15 protein-coding genes are annotated in these 19,403 nt (G+C 41.8%); 6 read left to right on the top strand and 9 right to left on the bottom strand.

Annotated features, from left to right (window positions below):
* Positions 1-618: 618 nt before the first annotated feature.
* The 9 genes from B5D06_RS05690 to B5D06_RS05730 form a co-directional block, all read right to left on the bottom strand.
* Positions 619-1,878, bottom strand: coding sequence for an exo-beta-N-acetylmuramidase NamZ family protein (locus tag B5D06_RS05690; protein WP_078737048.1), 1,260 nt, complete (start codon positions 1,876-1,878; stop codon positions 619-621).
* 116 nt (positions 1,879-1,994) lie between these two features.
* Positions 1,995-2,171: a hypothetical protein gene (locus B5D06_RS08990; RefSeq protein WP_184227924.1), complete on the bottom strand. Its 177-nt coding sequence runs from the start codon at positions 2,169-2,171 to the stop codon at positions 1,995-1,997.
* A gap of 117 nt (positions 2,172-2,288) precedes the next feature.
* Positions 2,289-3,686, bottom strand: coding sequence for an asparagine--tRNA ligase (gene asnS / locus B5D06_RS05695; RefSeq protein WP_078737049.1), 1,398 nt, complete (start codon positions 3,684-3,686; stop codon positions 2,289-2,291).
* Positions 3,687-3,711: 25 nt separating this feature from the next.
* Positions 3,712-4,998, bottom strand: a complete 1,287-nt coding sequence (locus B5D06_RS05700; protein WP_078737050.1) for a pseudouridine synthase — start codon at positions 4,996-4,998, stop codon at positions 3,712-3,714.
* 135 nt (positions 4,999-5,133) lie between these two features.
* A complete protein-coding gene (purB, locus tag B5D06_RS05705; RefSeq protein WP_078737051.1) occupies positions 5,134-6,474 on the bottom strand; it encodes an adenylosuccinate lyase in 1,341 nt (446 codons plus the stop codon).
* Between the two features lie 65 nt (positions 6,475-6,539).
* Positions 6,540-7,034: a 2-C-methyl-D-erythritol 2,4-cyclodiphosphate synthase gene (gene ispF / locus B5D06_RS05710; RefSeq protein ID WP_078737052.1), complete on the bottom strand. Its 495-nt coding sequence runs from the start codon at positions 7,032-7,034 to the stop codon at positions 6,540-6,542.
* Between the two features lie 6 nt (positions 7,035-7,040).
* Positions 7,041-8,219, bottom strand: coding sequence for a type IX secretion system outer membrane channel protein PorV (gene porV / locus B5D06_RS05715; RefSeq protein ID WP_078737053.1), 1,179 nt, complete (start codon positions 8,217-8,219; stop codon positions 7,041-7,043).
* Between the two features lie 101 nt (positions 8,220-8,320).
* Positions 8,321-11,809, bottom strand: a complete 3,489-nt coding sequence (gene porU / locus B5D06_RS05720; RefSeq protein WP_159442697.1) for a type IX secretion system sortase PorU — start codon at positions 11,807-11,809, stop codon at positions 8,321-8,323.
* Positions 11,810-12,818: 1,009 nt separating this feature from the next.
* Positions 12,819-13,670: a GIN domain-containing protein gene (locus tag B5D06_RS05730; protein WP_078737056.1), complete on the bottom strand. Its 852-nt coding sequence runs from the start codon at positions 13,668-13,670 to the stop codon at positions 12,819-12,821.
* Positions 13,671-14,138: 468 nt separating this feature from the next.
* Here B5D06_RS05730 and B5D06_RS05735 point away from each other — a divergent pair, with 468 nt between their 5' ends.
* The 6 genes from B5D06_RS05735 (at position 14,139) to obgE (ending at position 19,399) form a co-directional block, all read left to right on the top strand.
* Positions 14,139-15,194 carry an agmatine deiminase family protein gene (locus B5D06_RS05735; protein ID WP_078737057.1) on the top strand — a complete coding sequence of 352 codons (1,056 nt, stop codon included), beginning with the start codon at positions 14,139-14,141 and terminating at the stop codon, positions 15,192-15,194.
* 5 nt (positions 15,195-15,199) lie between these two features.
* Positions 15,200-16,090 carry a carbon-nitrogen hydrolase gene (locus B5D06_RS05740; RefSeq protein ID WP_078737058.1) on the top strand — a complete coding sequence of 297 codons (891 nt, stop codon included), beginning with the start codon at positions 15,200-15,202 and terminating at the stop codon, positions 16,088-16,090.
* Between the two features lie 17 nt (positions 16,091-16,107).
* Positions 16,108-16,935 carry a zinc transporter ZupT gene (gene zupT, locus B5D06_RS05745; RefSeq protein WP_078737112.1) on the top strand — a complete coding sequence of 276 codons (828 nt, stop codon included), beginning with the start codon at positions 16,108-16,110 and terminating at the stop codon, positions 16,933-16,935.
* A gap of 183 nt (positions 16,936-17,118) precedes the next feature.
* Complete coding sequence (locus tag B5D06_RS05750; protein WP_078737059.1) at positions 17,119-17,658, top strand: phosphoribosyltransferase; 540 nt, start codon at positions 17,119-17,121, stop codon at positions 17,656-17,658.
* Positions 17,655-18,224: an adenylate kinase gene (locus tag B5D06_RS05755; RefSeq protein WP_078737060.1), complete on the top strand. Its 570-nt coding sequence runs from the start codon at positions 17,655-17,657 to the stop codon at positions 18,222-18,224. Before B5D06_RS05750 ends, B5D06_RS05755 begins: the two co-directional genes overlap by 4 nt.
* A 20-nt stretch (positions 18,225-18,244) precedes the next feature.
* Positions 18,245-19,399: a GTPase ObgE gene (gene obgE / locus B5D06_RS05760; protein WP_078737061.1), complete on the top strand. Its 1,155-nt coding sequence runs from the start codon at positions 18,245-18,247 to the stop codon at positions 19,397-19,399.
* Positions 19,400-19,403 lie beyond the last annotated feature (4 nt).

The following is a 19,403-nucleotide window of genomic DNA, read 5'->3' on the forward strand; positions in this document are numbered from 1 at the left end:
AATCGACTAATGATTTGGTAACGGAACTTCTGCATAAATCCACATCTTCTGCATTTTACTCCTCTGTGTAAAACATAGAAAAATACAGCAAATCCCTCTCACTCTCATTCACTTACCCTCCATCTTCCTCCCAATGCCCTTTCCTCGAATAGTTGTATATGGGAATTATGACTAAACCCTCCTAAAAATCGACTTTTACACACATAAAAACCTCACTGTATGATAGAATACAGTGAGGTTTATACGGTTTACGAGGGAGCTACGCTCGAAAAGCCTCTCAGCTTAGAGGATAGTAGAACATTCTCCGAGCCCTCCTCTTTTCGTTAGAGCGAAAATAGAGCATCCGTAGAGCATTATCCCATTCCTTCGGAGCGTTGTTCCGAGCAAATACTGCAAACATTACGAACACAAAAGGAAATAATACGGCTGCCATATCAATAATATTTTAATGCTATTTTTGCTTTTTGTTCGCGAAGGTAACACTTTTCTTGATGGGCGTTGCTCTTACTACTGGAAAATACATTTATACGAGTTTTCGGAGGGTCTTTATAGCATAGATCTATTAAGATTGTTGCAGGAAGACTTCATCGACAACGACCGAAACAGCAACGCCTGTCTTTATAGCATAGATCTATTAAGATTGTTGCAGGGCGGAGGACCGTATTTCCCATCGTAAATAAGGTACTGAGCGTGCAGAGTGCGATACTTTGCCAAATCTTTTTCCCAAGAAGCTCTTATTTGTTTTTCGCTCCAGCCTTTATCGAGTTGTTCTCTAAGGGAAGCAGTACCAGCAAGTAAATCAAAAGTTCTTTTGCGATTGATCAGAGTATATCCTAAACTTCTCGCCTTTTTGTAATACTTCAAAAGGGGGTAGAGGTTCAATCCCTCAATTTCGGAGTGGGTACTAAAATCCTCTCCATAGCAACGCTTTCCTTCATGTTTGGGGGTAGTGGCTCCCACTTGGCTACGGGGGGTAAAGGAGTAGTCTCCCATTTTCTTTTCGGGATATCCTATGCAGGTAAAGGGATTGTCTGTACCTCTTCCAACACTCATGATAGTAGCCTCAAAAAAGCAGAGAGAGGGGTACAAACGTAGGGCATCGTCACTTTTTAGATTGGGGCTCGGGGCTACGGGAAGAGAGTAGGAGTCTCCATGTTTCCATCCTTTCATTGGTATGATAGTTAAATCACATTGTAATCCTTTAGGAGAGAGCCACTGCTCCCCATTTATCATTAAGGCCAATTCTCCTACTGTTAAACCATGCAATAAGGGGATGGGGTGCATGCCTATAAAAGAGCGACAAGAGGAAGAGAGTAGGGGACCGTCTATAAAGTCATTGGGGTTAGGGCGATCCAGTACAACTACGGGGATTTTTTGCTCCGCAGCAGCTTCCATTACGTAGTGAAGTGTGCTGATATACGTGTAGAAACGAGTGCCCACGTCTTGGAGGTCAAAAAGCAGTATCTCAATGCCTTTCAGTTGTTCCTTATTGGGCTTCTTTTTATCGCCGTAAAGGGATACAACGGGAAGTCCCGTTCTATTGTCCAACATGCTTTTCACTTTAGCTCCTGCATCTGCAGTGCCACGAAATCCATGCTCTGGGGAAAATAAGCGTACGACCTTCTGACCAAGAGTTAAAAGCGTATCGGGAAGAAGAGTGCCCTCTTTTCCTACTCTCCCCGTATGATTGCTTACTATCCCAATAGATTTTTTTTCTATAATAGGAAGTAAGAGGTCCAATCGTTCTGCTCCTACCACGACTTCATCGACTTCTCTCGTAACAGAGTCTTGGGAAGAACAAGGTGCAGCTTGAAGCGATTGTGAAAGAGAGAACGAGAGAAGTAGTAGTGGAATAAATGGAAAAATAACTTTGAGCATAAATAAAGAATCTCCTTTTTGATTGATGTAATGCCATTACAGTCTCAAAAAGGAGAGTATAAATCTATGGTTAAAATCAGACGGATGTTTTTATAGATCTTTCTTGGTAAGGTAATTTAGTCCTCTCCCACGTGTCTATTAAAAACAATATGTCCGATAAATCCTAAAATGACAAGGAATAGTCCCACGCTTAAAGTAACATTGGTCGTTACCTTGAGAAATGCAGGTATAGCTATAACCAAAACCCCGATAAGGAGAATTATAGCACCTAAGTATTTGAGTAAATTGTTCATAACAAATAGATTTCTATCTAATTAGATTTAACTTTTTATGTGTGCAAATAAAGCAATAAATACTGATACTACGAAATAAAACAACGTTATACGCGAATTTTACCTCATTTACTTCGCTTAAAACTCAGCATTATTAGGAGTACGAGGAAATGGAATAACGTCTCGTATGTTGCTCATTCCCGTAACGAAAAGCAACAATCTCTCAAATCCGAGACCGAATCCAGCATGGGGTACAGAACCATAGCGACGTGTATCGAGATACCACCAAATATCCTTTTCTGGGATGCCCATTTGAGTAGCATGGCTTAGCAGCTTGTCATAGTCGGCTTCTCTTTCACTCCCTCCTATAATTTCTCCGATGAATGGGAAGAGGATATCCATTCCTCGTACTGTTTTGCCGTCCTCATTTTGTTTCATGTAGAAAGCTTTGATCTCTTTTGGATAATCTGTCATGATAACAGGTTTCTTGAAATGCTGCTCTACGAGATAACGTTCATGTTCGCTTGATAAATCGGCTCCCCAGTAAACAGGGAATTCAAACTTTTTCCCCTCTTTGATAGCTGCCTCTAAGATCTCGATACCCTGTGTGTAGGTTATGCGCTCATAGTTGTTGGCCAATACAAATTCCAAGCGACCTATAAGCTCTTTGTCGTAGTGCTCTGCGAGGAATTGAAGGTCGTCCTTACAGTGATCTAATGCCCATTGTACACAATATTTGGTAAACTCTTCGGCCAAGTCCATATTGTCATTGATGTCGAAGAAAGCGACCTCAGGCTCTATCATCCAAAATTCGGCCAAGTGACGTGGCGTATTTGAATTCTCGGCACGGAAAGTAGGTCCAAAAGTATAAATTCCTCCGAGTGCCAATGCTGCCAACTCTCCCTCTAACTGGCCAGATACAGTAAGAGAGGTAGGTTTGCCAAAGAAATCTTTCTTATAGTCTACATTACCCTCTTTTGTCTTAGGCAACTTCTCAAGGTCTAACGTGGTTACACGGAACATCTGACCAGCTCCCTCCGCATCACTTGATGTGATAATAGGGGTGTGAACATAGTAATAGCCTTTTTGATGGAAGAAGTTATGAATGGCAAAAGCCATATTGTGGCGAATACGTAAAATAGCCCCGAAAGTATTGGTGCGAGGACGGAGATAAGCAATCTCTCTTAAGAACTCAAGAGAGTGTCCCTTCTTTTGTAGAGGGTAGGTGTTGGGATCACAAGTACCGTAAACCTCTATGCTATCGGCCTGTACTTCTACAGATTGCCCTGCTCCCTGAGAAGCAACTAATAGCCCCGTTACCCCTATTGCTGATCCTGTGGTAATGGAACTGATTAAAGATGCTGGAAATTTTTCTGAATCTGCCACTACTTGTAGGTTGTGGATAGAGCTTCCATCATTTATTGCGATGAAGCTTACAGATTTATTCCCTCTTTTGGTACGCACCCAACCCTTTACGGTTACTACCTCGTTTATGGTTGGTGAGCTCATCAACTCTTTGATCATTGATCTTTTCATAACAATATATTTTTGTTAGAGTCTATTATTCGTAACTATCCATACGTAAATTACGCACTTCTACCTCTGTAAGATAACGCCAACGCCCTCTGGGCAAGTCTTTCTTTGTGAGGCCTGCAAAGTACACTCTGTCGAGTTTATTCACCTTGTAGCCTAAATGCTCAAATATACGACGTACGATGCGATTCCGCCCAGAGTGTATCTCTATACCTACCTGAGACAAGTCTTGGTCGTTAATGTAGCTAATAGCATCTGCGTGTATTTCGCCATCCTCCAGTTCTATACCCTCTGCAATCTGTTGCATATGCTCAACAGAAACAGGTTTGTCTAAGGTAACTTGATAGATTTTTTTCTTGCTGTAAGAGGGGTGCATCAGCTTAGACGCCAAATCTCCGTCATTGGTAAGGAGTAGTACTCCAGATGTGTTTCTATCCAATCGGCCTACAGGATAAATTCTCTCGGGGCAAGCATTTCTTACTATGTCCATTACTGTAAGCCTTTTTTCGGGGTCATCACTTGTAGTTACACAGTTCTTGGGCTTGTTTAGGAGGACGTATATCTTGCGTTCGATAGAAACAACCTTTCCTTCGCACGTTATTTCATCTTGTCGGGTTACATGTGCGCCAAGAGTGGTAACGATGGCTCCATTTACAGAGACCTTACCAGCGGCAATGAGTTCATCGGCCTTTCGGCGAGAGCATATACCCGAGTTGGCCAAAAATTTGTTCAAACGGATAAAGTCTGTGCTACCCTCATTTGCTTCGGGATAGGATATAACCTCTTTGGGAGCAGGCTGTATTTTTCTTTTTTTCTTCCCTTTTTTATTAGCATTATAACCCTCTTTTCTCTCTGAGGTAAGTTTTTTATTCCCAAATGGAGCCCTTTTTTCGGCATTATTAGAGGCACTTTTGGCAAAGGGATAGTTAGAGTTGAAAGTACGTTCCTTACGAGGGGAAGAAGAGAAAAAAGGCTTTTTAGTCTGTTGTAAGGGAGCTCTTTCTTCAAGATTGTGGTTCTCTTCCAGAGCTTCATAATCTTTCAAGATTCTTTCAAAAGAGGCGTCCCAATCCTTTTCGGTCTCGTTTGTCTCTGAGTGCAATGGATTGCTTTTATACTGCTCTTTTAAATTCCTTCTAATGATAGAAGCCTCTTTTTCTCCCTTTTGTTGTGTGCCAACCAAGATGCAAGACTCTTTGCTATTCTCTTTTTTAGTGATGCGTGTACGCACTCGTTTCTTAGAAGTCTCTGTTGACTCTTTTGGAGTACTGTCTTGCTCCATCTCGTGGAGTGGAAGGGGATTTTTTTCGTTCATCTTAAATAGGTTACGGGTCACAAAATAGCTTTCATGACAGGTTTAGTGTTATGTATTCTACCTAATCTCTCATCAGGCGGGGTAAATACTTATTTTTCAACGGAAATAATACCTATAGGTTTGAAGAAACAATTTTTAGAGACCAACATACGTCTCGGGGGTAATTTCTTTCATCTCTTGTTTAACTCTGTCAGATACATCTAACTTGTCGATAAACTCGATGATACGTTCCGCAGTCATTGCTTCTCCTGTACGGGTCAAATCCTTTAGTGCCTCGTAAGGATTGGGATATCCTTCTCTACGAAGAATCGTTTGAATTGCTTCTGCTACTACTTCGTAATTTTGTTCCAAATCTGTTTTTAAGGCCTCGGGGTTCAAGATGATTTTGTCGAATCCTTTACTTAAGCTTGTTAGCGCAATGAGAGAGTAGGCCAGAGGCATGCCTTCATTACGAATTACAGTCGAGTCTGTAAGGTCTCGTTGCAATCTTGAAATCGGGAGTTTAGTGGATAAGAAGTGGTATATGGCATTGGCCATGGCTAAGTTACCCTCAGCATTTTCAAAGTCTATAGGGTTTACTTTGTGGGGCATCGCCGAGGAACCTACTTCGCCTGCCTTTATCTTTTGTCGGAAGTAGCCCATGGAAATATAGGTCCATATATCGCGAGACAAGTCAATGAGTATCGTATTGATACGCGCCAAATTGTCAAACAGCGCAGCCAAATGATCGTAATTGGAGATTTGTGTCGTTACTTGTTCTCTGTGAAGTCCTAAGAATGAGACAAAGGCATTGGCAAAATCAATCCATTTATGTGTTGGATAGGCTACTTTGTGTGCATTAAAGTTACCTGTAGCACCTCCAAACTTTGCACCATGAGGCAATGCGTTGTAAAGATTGAGTTGCTCTTTTAGACGATAGCTATAGACTTTAAACTCTTTTCCCAATCGTGTTGGAGAGGCGGGCTGCCCATGAGTGCGTGCCAGCATGGGTACGTGCTCCCACTCTTCAGCACATTTTTCTATTTTTTCTATTACTTCTGTAAGAGCGGGGAGGAAGACATCGTCCAAAGCCTCCTTTAACATGAGAGGGAAAGCTGTATTGTTTATGTCTTGAGAAGTTAATCCAAAATGGACAAATTCTTTTGCCCACTCTAAACCGATAGAGTCGAATACTTTCTTTATAAAGTATTCTACGGCCTTGACGTCATGATTGGTAACGGCTTCTATTTCTTTCACCTCCTGTGCTTGATCAGAAGTAAAACTCTCGTAGACCTCACGAAGCTTTTTTATTTGTTCGTGCGATAGTCTTCCTGTTAATTGAGGGATTTCGTTACTTAGAGCTATAAAGTACTCTATTTCTATCCTTACTCGATAGCGGATAAGAGCCTCTTCTGAGAAATATGCTCTTAAAGATTTTGTTTTAGAGTAGTAACGCCCATCTATAGGAGAGAGAGCTTCAAGACTGTGTAATGTCATATGAGTCGTGAAAGAATCTTAGGTTTCTATTTTAAAGCCTATTGGCCTTTTGTATTGCTTTTGTTTTATTGCTGATTTAAATCTTTGTATAAGAGGACGGTTGCCAATGCTGCAATGCCCTCTTTTCTTCCTGTAAAGCCAAGGTGCTCTGTTGTAGTTGCCTTTACAGATACCTGTACTCCCTCTCCTAAAATACGAGATAAAATCTCTCGCATACTTGTGATATAGGGAGCCATTTTGGGGGCTTGTGCTATGATAACAATATCAACATTGCCTATTCCCCACTGCTCTTTGTGGAGCAAAGCTACAACCTTTTCGAGTAAAACCTTACTATCAATACCTTTATAAGTATTGTCACTGGGGGGAAAATGGTAGCCAATATCTCCCAATGCTGCAGCTCCGAGAAGGGCATCGGAAAGCGCATGCAAGCCCACATCGCCATCCGAATGAGCCTCTAACCCCATTTCGTAGTCAATTTCTACACCACAAATTTTAAGGGGGATACCCGATGCTAATCGGTGTACATCGTATCCTATCCCAACAGAAAAAGGAACGTTCATAGTTTATTATCGGAGCAGATTGCGAATGCCATCCATGTCAAACGAAAGAGTAAAGCGAAGTGTTTGATCTAACGGATTGCTCTGTACTGTTGAAAGGAGGTAAGAGGCATCGATGCTGAATACATTCATCTTGAAGCCTGCTCCTAAGGTAAAATACTGCAAATTACCCTTGTTTGGGCTTTGATAATGGTAGCCAGCTCGTAAGAAAAAGCGATTATTATAGCTGTACTCTCCGCCTATACCTAAACTTATTTCTTCCAATTCTTCTTTGAATCCCCCAGGAGCATCTCCAAAGGATTTGAATATTCCTGCAATGGAAGAGGTTTTTTGATATTCATCCCATCGTTTAGCCGATCCCTCAGGGTCTTTTTGATCCTTTTGTGGAGGTGTAGGAACCAAAAGTTTGTTCATCTCAAGGTTTAGAGAGAAAGCATTATAATCATCGAAAGGATATAGAATACCCGTTCCCAAAGAGAGATTTGTGGGGATGAACATTGAGTTGTTTGAGCCTCCGTATGAAATCTTAGTACCGATATTTTTCACATTGAAGCCTAATGTCCACAAGGGTTCGGAGTCCCCTAATACGAAGTATTTGGTTAGATATCCTGCAATGTCTGCTGCAAAGGCATTTCCCGCACTGGGTTCTCCTGCGGCCAAATTTTGGTCGCTTCGTATGTAACGGAGCGCAACAGCCATAGAGTAGTCTGGTGTAATTTGTAGAGAATACCCAAAGTCAATAGCAAATTCGTTGGGGTGTGCCTCTCCCAAAGAGCGAGCCAACTCATCAAATTGCTGTATGGCCCCCAAAGAAAAATATCTTAGAGAAGCACTGAGTGCTTGGTTCCCCTCTGACCCGAGTTTGTAATATCCCGAGAGTTCCATGAGTTTGATATCTCTAACAAGGTTGGCCAACCATGGAGTATAGGAGAATGTTACGCCTGCTTTGCTGCTAAGAAAAGCATATTTAGCAGGATTGTAGTATTGAGAGTTCACATCTGGAGTGGTGGAAACTCCCATGTCTGCCATACCTGCAGCACGCGCGCTTGGGGATATTTGAAGAGAGGGAACAGAGGCCGTAACTGCGTTAAACGTTTTTACAGTTGCTTCTTCCTGGGCATGTAAAGAGGTAAACGATACCGAAAGAAATACTCCGAAAAGAAGTTTTCTCAATATTTTCTTATTCATTGTCTTGAAACAGTTTTATAAGGCTTAGTTTTCATACCAACTTGGCCTCTGGTTTACAAAAGTAGTTATTTCCGTTTGTTTAGAGTAAGAAGGAGATAATATCAATCTACAATGAGCATTTTCCCTGTGTTGGTTGCACTTTTCCCATTAGTGCCGATTATAGTCCATCTGTATAGGTAATGCCCCGATGCAATCGTAGTACCATAAGAAGTGGTTGGTGTCCATGAAAGCTGTATGGGAGCATTTATTCCTGCTTGTACTTGTATCTCTTCACTTATAGAGACTCTTTTTCCTGTAAAGTCAAAAACTTCAATGTATGCCTGTAGATTTTCTCCAGGGTTATCTGTGTACAATTCAAAATTTATAGGTTCTCCTCTTTTTGAAGGGTTGGGATATAGTCTTGCCTCAGTAGCAGAGGGTGGAAGGTCTTTATTAACTCTAAACTTGAAAGAGTGTCGGGTAACATTGTTGAATACATCCCAAACAGTTAGGGTTGCTGTGTGGTCTCCCTCGTCAAGTTGGGGGAGCATGTAGATGATTTCTCCTTTTCCTGCTTCTGTTTCAGAGGCTGTGTAATAGTTGTTTAGGTTGTAAGAGAGGTCAAAGCGATTGTCTATAACCAAGCTGATATCATGCCCTACGCCTCCTCCTGTTATATTGATTCCATTTATATCAAATACTTTGGCTACCAGCAGAGGTGTTGTTCCTACAATAAAGTTATCCTTTAGGGAGGGGTTGTTGAGATAGCAATGTTCAATGAGCGGAGGGGTAGTATCGGTAATCTCTTGCGAGGGGGTACCCTCTACAATCCTGAGAGAACGATTCACTCCCATTGCTTCCAGAGCAGTATCTGGAGCATAGGCATACAAGTTAATTTTCCCTTTCAGTTTGCTGTAAGAGACATCTTTAGGGACTATAAAGGAGAATTCAAAATAGCCATTCTTTATGCTCGTGTTACCAGCATAAATAACCCCAGAATAGTCTCTGTAGGTAGTTACTTTTTCGGTATCTGGGGGTACGTTTGAGGGGTGTACCTGTTTATCCTCTCCTCCGTCGAATACGGTTATGTATAGTTGCCCCGAAAAGTTGCCATCTACACTCTCCTCAACATCTTGTATTGAGCCCTTTATTACGACTTGTTCAAGGGCTTTAATGGATATGTCTTTTGAGGGGTCCAGAGAGTTGTCGTTGATGGAGGAAATTACAGCTCTTCGAGTTGGGAGCTTGAGTCGGAGAGCAGGGTCTCCTATCAGCATGAAATTTAGCTTATTAATAGTATCGTTCCCTCCTCTTTCGTTTTTGGCGTTACGGAGTATGTTGCCCAGTTTTTGAGAGGTCCCCTTTTGCTTATTATCCAAAAGACTTTTTAGTATGAGTTCATTTAGCCTTTGATTGTCTATATCTAAAACAACTCGGGTTGTTGTGAAGAGAGCTATCGCACCGCTTTTCTCGTTGAGAAATGCCACTTCGCCTCCAGAGGTTTGGGTGTTGTCAAAGTTGCAGAAATCACAAGTGGCAGTAATCCAAACGGGTAGATGTTTGTACTTAAACTGTTGAATGTCTTTCAGAGTCATCAACTGCTCATCTGCCCAGGCGGTAGGGCTACCATGTCCAATGTAGTTGACAAAAAGAGACCCATTGTCAAAGGCGTCGTGTAGTTGACGTTTGGCTGTTGGAAATGTGGTAAGCCCATTTTCTGTTTTCTTGGCGTGGGCATCCATGTAAATTTTAGTGAGGATCAACTCTGGTTGTAGTCTCTCGGTTAAATTTGCCAATTGGTCGGCATGGTTTAAGTGAGAGTATATACCAGGGTAGTCAGAGTTGTCTGCAACAAAGGTTGCACGTGTTTTCCATACGCCAGGATCTCTATTTTCAGAGTAAGCGATGGTTTTGTCTACAGCTATTTTGGCTTCTGCGAGAGTACGCACGGGAAAACGACCTATTCCTATACAGAGTTCTCTTTTTCCATTAGACATGGCATCCTCTTCTGCTTTGAGTTTCCCAAAATAGTCATCATTGGTATAACTATAAATATTGAGAGAGTTGACGCTCTGGTACGAAAGCAAAAATTCAGTGTTGAGGAAAGCAGGTTGCTTCCAGTCGTCCGAAATTTTTCGGTTGTCAGAGGCTCCATCCCCAAATAACAGTAGTTGAATTGGGCAGTAGACTTCGTTGGGATGTTCCTTTTGCCACCGATCATAGAAATGTTTTGCCATTAATCTATAAGCTGTGGCATCTGGGGTGCCGCTGGAGAACTCGTTGAATACCTCCTCTTGTTCTACAACCAAAACTTTCATTTCATCTTTTTCACGGTGAAACAGGGCTAAGCGTTCGGCCTCTGGTTTTAGTTCTTTTGTGCTGATGATAATAAGAGATGGGGTTTCGGCTCCACGCACATTTTGATTTTTTATGGGAAAACTGTTTATCGGCTTGAGGGCATCTTGCGGGCGTAGGGCTATGAACTCCAAGGGCAATCCCTTAGAGGTAAGCGTGTTGGATATAAAGCTGTGCGTAGAACCGTTTTGTTGGGTTTTCACTAAAGAGGCTACTCCTTTTTCGTCAATGGCAAAAACTATCCCCTCGCTTCCTAACTCGGAAACCTTGAAGAGCATACTTTGATTTTTTTCTGTCCATCGACGGATGTGCATTTGCTCGCCTTGTTGATAGGTTAGTGCCCTCATGCTTTGCACTTCTATGTAATCTAAGTAGGCAGGATCTCCCGAGGGAAGATAGGTAACCTCCAAGTCAAAACGCCTCCCTTCGACCTGTGTGGTAGCTCCATTTCGTAGGTGGTAGATACCAGAGAGGTAAGTAGAGTAAGAGTAGTCTTCGCTCAAATGTATGGGGTCTTTGGCAAAGATGTTGCCATTGATGCCCAAGGAGAACTCCCCCTGAGATTTAGTTTTCGGCAGTGCAACATAGGCGTAGTTTACCTTAATCGTATTTTCTACTCTTGGTGTCGCTCCCAAATCAAATGGAATACGACGAGTTTGCCCGTTAAGAAGAGGCTCTCCCAAAAGCATTCTGCCAGATTGTTTCAATGTGCGGAGCTCTTGTTCGTATAGATGTAAGGCATCGTAATATTTAGCTTCAGATGGGGCTCCAGAGGAGGTAAGTTGTGCCTCTTCAATTTTTTTTACCCCAGGGCTGGTGATATCGCTAAGGAAAAGATACCCTTTGGTACTGTAGTGGTTGGTTACATGCCTGTAGGATGCTCTAAGAGTATCGTAGTACCACTGCGTTGGACCTCTTCCATAGAAATAAATAGCATTATTGTGATGGTAAGTAGGTGCTGCTGGAAGATCGGCAAGGGGGGCTTCTTTTAGTTGTTCACTAAGTAGTGTGCCTCCGTAACCATATACACCTACCTTTTCGGGATTGGAAAATCCCATTTTCTTTAGTTCATCATAGGTAAGGGTGTATATGCCCGTAGTTTCTAATGATATTTTTACCCACTTGCCCTCATTTAGCACAGAGTTTTCATGGGAAGATAGGGTTTGGGCTACAAGCAGAGAGGGCATAAAAAAATTAGAAGCCACTGCAAGTACCCACAGTATGGAAAGCAATAAGGGTGGTTTCGATAGGTTCATTTTCATATATGCAACTAACGTAGCGAAGATAGTGATTATTGCTTTACATTGGAGCTATTAGAGCTTCTCATAACTCGTTGTGTGCTCTCTGAAGTAGAGGTTAAAAATTATCGTCAAATGGAAGTTTGTAGAGTGTGGCAGTTGTAAGGTGCTAAAAGAGAGTGTGTAATATATACTTTAGGATATGGCCTACTTCCAATCACGAAATTAACGTAGCAAGTATGGTGTTATCGAATAGTTTCTATTCAATGGGTAAGAAATAACAGGGCTTCAAGAGAGGAATTAAACTTTTGGCCTTCTGCTGTAGAACACGTTGATTAAAGGAGCCAACGGAAACTTTCAAGGGGATTGTTTTTCTCGATGTAGTTACGTTTTTTCTTTTTACTACCTTGATTTTCTTTCTTTGAACATCTATTGTTTTCTATATTTAGATTGAATATATATATTTCCAATCTGAATATATGTATTTGCAAGCTCAATATATATATACGTAATCTTAATATAAAGAATTGCTCGGGAGGAAACAATCTTTTGTACGTGTACATTTCACTTTTTTAGTGGGTCCAAAAGATGTTCTGTATCGGAAAAGACAAGAAAGCGAAGATTGGGAGAGAAGTTATTGGCAGGTAAGCCCCCAGATAGAACTCTGGAGGTTTAGAGGGAAAGAAATTGTTTATATGCTTTCGGGAGGGGAATACTGAAGAGAGGAAAATGAGACCTAATACACTCAAGCCCTAACCCAAAGTAGGGGCTTTCTGTATAGGGATAGTTGGCAAAAATATAATGCTGCGAGACAAGGCGGAAACACCTATGCTACTGGCGATATTTGGGTTTTATATCTATTGCAGTACGCATCTTGCCTCCTCGGTTGGGAAACTTGCATTTGTGGGTATGTAGATGCCCCTAAAAGAGAGAGGCTGTCCCCAAACCGAAGTTCAGACACAGCCCCACCGTTTTTTGTGTTGATAAAATTTCCCCTTTATTGGGAAAGTTGTGCTTGTTTATTTACTTAGTTGTGCCGTGTAATAGTTGCAGAGCCAGATAGTTTGTGTCTCGTTTCCTCAGCTTGTCCATAAATATTGGCACTTGACGAACCTGATAGAGAGTAGGAAAGGTGCTTTTGTGCATAGGCTTCTATTGAAGAGGAACCACTCAATTTTATGTCTACACTCTCTGCATGAAACTTCTCGGCATCTATGTCTGAACTCCCCGATCCATTGACGGATAGAGTGCGACAATCTCCCCTGATAGATAAGTCGGAGGAGCCCGATAGGTGTAACGAGCAGTTTAGATTGTTATAGAGTTGTAGGTGAGCATCTGCCGCTCCTGAGGAGTTAAAGTACATCTCTTCACTCTTTAATAGAGCAGATAGTTCTGTCGCTCCAGAGAGATGAACAGAGGTTTGATTACTTTTTGCATTTAGTTTCTCCAATTCAGAGGCTCCGCTCATTCTGATAGAGAGGTTTTCACACTCCCAGTCTCCTGTAAAGGAGGCTTTAGAAGCACCCGATAAGCCTATCATTTGAATTTTAGATGTTGCTATTGTAACTAAAATATCGGCACGTTTGTACTGATAGTTTTCATCCATGTCAAGGAAAAGTTCTGATCCCTTTTGCTTTATTTCCACAAAAGGTAAAATGTTTTCGTTGGCAGAAATCTCGACAAACTCTTCTTCGCTTTGAATAACGTTTACCGCTATGATGGAACCCACTTCTATACCCGTAATTCTCTTGTATGTCTCGTGTCTTACAGTTGAAATCTTCGGGGATCCTACAATAGTTTTTTGGTTAATTAGGGTGCAGGATTGCAATGAATTAATGAGGAAGAAAAGGGCAATGAGAGAGAAATGCCCTATTCTCATGGTTTTTTTCTGGTTTGCATAACTATCTCTTTTTACTATTAGGTTGGTTTCGTTAATTATCTGATTTGTGTTAACAAAGGTAATATAAATATTTAGAAGTGTTACACTTTACCTCAGTTCAAATTGGAGGATTCCTAAAAAAGAAAATGTTTTCTCGTTTTATGAGAACGAAAAAGCGATATCCCCCCTTAGTTAATTGAGAGTTTAGAGGCAAAAGCGCACTCTTTTATCTACTCGAGAGTTTATTCTTTTGATTTACACTTTTAATTAATCGGTGAGGTATTTGGGGGAAGAGATAGTCGTTGTAACCTTTTTAGAAACCTATGCGAAGGAGATGCGGAGCTTTGCCTCTTATTTTAATTATGGGGTTTTCAGTGAAAGTATTATTATACTCCTAATGCGTTAAAATCTTCGCAAATACCTTATTCTTGTTAGGGCCATTCGTTGAAATATGAGTAATTTCGTGCGATGAAACATATTTTACAGAGAGAGGGGTTGCTCCCCGAATGGGTAGAGCAGGATGCCGTGATGATTGCTTGGCCTCACAAGAATAGTGATTGGGCTTTGATTTTGAATGAAATAGAGAAGACCTATGTCGAGCTTTCCTTAGCTATCCTGCATTATCAAAAACTGGTAATTTTATTACCCGAGGATAAAGATATCTCCTCTCTTCTACCACAGAACAATCCCAACTTACATATCGTACGCATGGAAACTAATGATACATGGGTGCGTGATTATGCTCCTCTTTCTTGTATAAAACAGGGAAGAAAGGTGCTTGTCGACTATCGTTTCAATGGTTGGGGGCAGAAGTTTGCTTCCAATTATGATAATCTGGTAAGCCGTAAGCTTTATAGACAAGGTTTTTTTGCTCTCGATGTAGAGTGGGTAGATAGGCAGGATTTTGTCTTTGAAGGAGGAGCTATAGAGAGTAATGGGGTAGGAGATTTACTCTCTACCGAGTACTGTTTGCTGGAGGAAAATCGTAATTCCACGTACAGTAGAGAGACTCTTTGTGCAGATTTGAAAAAAGAGTTAGGGGCAGAAACGGTATTGCTTTTAACCGAGGGGGCTATTGAGGGTGATGATACCGATGGGCATATTGATACGTTGGCTCGTTTTGTCGATGAGCAAACAATTGCCTATGTGGCTCCTACCGACAGGAATTCCTATAACTATACTTACTTGCAGGCGATGGAAAGAGAGTTGCAAGAGCTTCGTCAGTCTGATGGGATTACTCCGTATCGTCTGGTCGCTTTGCCTGATGCAGGTTCTTTCTTTGATGAAGAAGGAGAGCCAATGCCTGCGACCTACGCAAACTTTCTCTTTGTAAACGGAGCCCTTCTACTGCCCACCTATGGAGTGCCCCAAGATGAGGAGGCTATACAAATCTTGAAAGAGGCACTTCCTGATAGAGAGATTGTAGGAGTAAATTGTTATAATCTAATACGTCAACATGGGAGCTTGCACTGTGCTACTATGCAGTTCCCCAAGGGCTTTTTGAATCCAGAACTTTTAGGTTGAAATATATGAAGGTTGGTATAATACAACAAGCAAATACTTTAGACAGAGAAAATAATAAGAAACGTTTGGCCGAACGTATAGGAGAGTTAGCTCAGAACGGAGCAGAGCTTATTGTTTTGCAAGAGCTTCACAATTCTCTTTACTTTTGTCAAGAAGAGGATGTGACTGTGTTCGATCAAGCTGAAGAGATACCAGGTCCCTCTACGGAGTTTTTTGGCGCGTTGGCTCAAAAATATGGGGTTGTGTTGGTACTCTCTCTCTTTGAGCGTCGCATGGCAGGTCTTTACCATAATACAGCGGTTGTTTTAGAACGAGATGGTTCTATAGCAGGATTGTATAGAAAGATGCATATCCCCGATGACCCTGCATATTATGAAAAGTATTATTTCACTCCTGGTGATTTAGGCTTCAATCCTATTGAAACTTCCTTGGGACGCTTGGGCGTTTTAGTTTGCTGGGATCAGTGGTATCCCGAGGCGGCCAGGATTATGGCTCTTAGAGGAGCCGATATTTTGATATATCCTACCGCCATAGGTACTGAGAGTACAGATACCTTAGATGAGCAGCAGAGGCAGTTGGAGGCTTGGCGTACAGTACAGCGAGGGCATGCCGTGGCAAATAATTTGCCTGTGATAGCTGTAAACCGAGTGGGACATGAAAGCGATCCCTTGGGTCGTACTAACGGAATACAATTTTGGGGTAACAGTTTTATCGCAGGACAACAGGGAGAGCTGCTTTGTACGTTAGGTACAGAAGAGGCCGTAGCTTGTGTAGAAGTGGATCTTAAGAGGACAGAGCATGTGCGTCGTTGGTGGCCTTTCTTCCGTGATCGTCGTATTGATTATTTTGCTCCTCTGCTAAAAAGAGCAGACTGTAATTATCAAAAGGGAGAGTGAAAGGGGCGTTTGAGTTCATGGATCAACAGGTATTATTTGCTTTCCTATTGACCCTTTTTGCAGGGATCTCTACGGGGATTGGTAGTATTATTGCTTTCTTTTCAAAGAGGACTAACACCTCCTTTTTATGTGTTTCTTTGGGTTTTTCGGCGGGGGTGATGATTTATGTTTCTTTCGTAGAGATGTTTCCCGAGTCGTTAGCGTTGTTTAGTCGTTTGTATCCCGCTCGTTTGGCGGCAACTTATACCACCCTTTCTTTTTTTGGAGGTATTCTTCTTATTGCTCTAATTGACAAGTTTATTCCTCAGAGAGAGAATCCCCATGAGATTCATGGTGTGGAAGAGCTTGTGCAGCCAGAGGGCACAAAGAGTAATGGAGTAAGCTCTCTTAAGGAGCATAAACTCTTGCGTGTAGGCTTGTTTACAGCCCTTATTCTTGTTATACATAATTTCCCCGAGGGGATGGTGACTTTCCTCTCTGGAATGCAGGATATTCGTGTCGCTTTACCTATTGCTTTTGCTATAGCTATACATAATATACCCGAGGGGATATCTGTTTCGGTACCTATTTTTTATGCCACGGGTAATCGTAAAAAAGCATTTTGGCTCTCTTTTCTATCGGGATTGGCAGAGCCACTGGGAGCTTTGTTTGGTTATCTCATATTGGCTCCTTACCTCAACGATACTGTTTATGGGATTATATTTGCTGCTATTGCTGGGATTATGGTGTATATCTCTTTAGATGAGCTTTTGCCCGCGGCAGAGGAGTATGGTCTGCATCATCAAGCTATTTACGGATTGATTTCGGGGATGCTTGTGATGGCGGTAAGTCTTTTGATTCTTTAGTACAGGTATAGCTACTCCGAAACTTTTTTCTGTTTTGTGATAGGCAAAGGGTAATATGATTCTTTTCGAGTTCATGTTTTTCCTTTTTAGATAATGCCATAGCCAAAAAGTCGAGATCTTAGGTTTAGAATTTCTTTTTTTTGAGTAGGAATAATAGTACCTTTGCGGAATGAAGTAAGTCTTATGAAAACTATAGAATTAAACGGAAAAGTATTTGAGTTATATCTGACATATGAGCAAATAGATAAGGCTATAAAAGATATGGCTGCAAGAATAGCCAAAGATATGGAAGGGAAAGACCCTCTCTACGTTTGTATTATGAACGGGGCCTTTATGTTTGCTTCTGAGTTGTTGGGGTATATAGGTGGTGATTCCGAAGTAGCTTTTGCGCGCTATTCATCCTATCAAGGAACACAGTCTACCTATGACTTGCGTGAGATAATGCCTGTAACAACTCCATTAAAAGGGCGTACTGTGGTGATATTGGAAGATCTTATAGACACAGGGTACACCATGAGTTGTGTCAAGGAATTATATTACAATCAGGGTGCTTCGGAGGTTTTCATAGCAACGATGCTTTCAAAGCCAGCAGCCTTAAAGTGTGCTGTGCAGTCGGACTATGTGGGTATCGAAATAGCCAATGACTTTATTGTCGGGCACGGACTTGATTTTGATGAGCGAGGTCGTATGCTTCGTGATATATATAAGATAAGAGAGTTATGATTAACTTAATACTCTTTGGCCCTCCGGGCTCTGGTAAAGGAACGCAAAGTGCTGCTCTTGTAGAGCATTATGGTTTGAAACATATCTCGACGGGAGAGATTTTGCGTAAAGAGATACAGGAAGAAACAGAGTTGGGACAGCAGGCAAAAGCCCTTATGGATAAGGGGCAGCTCGTTCCCGACGAGATAATTGTAGCCATGATCGAGGAGATTGTAGCGAAACATAAAACTGTAAAAGGTTTTATTTTCGATGGTTTCCCTCGCACGGTATCGCAGGCAGAGGCTTTAGACGCCCTGTTAAGTCGTAATGGGCAGCAAGTGTCTCAACTGTTGGAATTGGTTGTGCCCGACAATATGCTTATGGAACGCCTTTTATTGCGCAAGCAACAAGAGGGGCGTGCCGATGACAATTTAGAAACAATTCAGCGTCGCCTGACTGTTTATCACACACAAACAGCTCCGATAGCAGCCTACTACAAAGATCGAGGACTGTCGAAATCGATTGATGGGGTGGGTGCGGTAGAGCAAGTTACCCAACGACTGTTTGAGGTAGTAGATACCTTGTAATTGAAGAGATATAAAACTCCATGGCCGAAACGAATTTTGTAGACTATGTAAAGATCTATTGTCGCTCTGGAAAAGGGGGGCGTGGATCTGCGCATTTTAGAAGAGAAAAATATATACCCAAGGGAGGTCCTGATGGGGGAGATGGAGGCAATGGAGGGAGTATTTACATTAAAGCCAATCGCAACTACTGGACGTTGCTCCATTTGCGCTTTAATCGACACATTTATGCCCCATCTGGAGAGGCTGGTTCTGGTGCTCTAAAGACGGGGACTTCGGGAGAAGATATTATTATAGAGGTGCCCATTGGGACTTCTGTATACGATGCAGAAACGGGAGAGTTTATTTTAGATGTTACCCAACATGAGGAGAAACGCCTCCTCTTAGCGGGAGGTCGTGGGGGAAAGGGAAACTCTTTCTTCAAGTCTGCAACCAATCAAGCTCCTCGTTTTGCTCAACCAGGAGAGCCAGCTCAAGAAAGAGAGATTATACTACAATTAAAGACACTTGCCGACGTTGGCTTGGTGGGTTTACCAAATGCTGGTAAGTCTACGCTACTAAGTGTCATAACTTCTGCCAAACCCAAAATAGCCGATTATCCTTTTACCACGTTAGTTCCTAATCTTGGGATTGTAGGTTACAGAGACAATCGCTCTTTTGTGATGGCAGATATACCAGGGATTATAGAGGGGGCCTCTGAAGGGAGGGGTTTGGGATTACGCTTTTTACGTCATATAGAGCGTAACTCGATACTTCTTTTTATGATTCCCATTGATACTGATCATATATATAAGGAGTATCAGGTATTACTTAACGAGCTCCTGAAGTATAATCCAGGTTTGGGAGATAAGCGTAGGATACTTGCCATTACTAAGATTGATTTGGCCGATGAGGAACTTATTAAATTGGTGGAAGAAGAGCTTCCAGAAGATTTACCTCACATATTTATCTCTGCTGTAACCACAAAGGGGATTACGGAGCTCAAAGATCTGCTTTGGGAAGAACTCAATCGAGAGATGCCCTATGATAATACCGAGTTGGTACGTCAAGCTATGACAGTAGAGACGCTGCACGATGATGATGTTCAATTTACTAAGGAGGTAGCAGAAGAGGATGAGGAAGACGAACTCCTCGAGATAGAGTGGGACGAAGATATTCAAGAGGATATTGGTTTCTAAAAAG

The sequence above is a fragment of the Porphyromonas circumdentaria genome (assembly GCF_900167105.1).
Taxonomy (GTDB): domain Bacteria; phylum Bacteroidota; class Bacteroidia; order Bacteroidales; family Porphyromonadaceae; genus Porphyromonas; species Porphyromonas circumdentaria.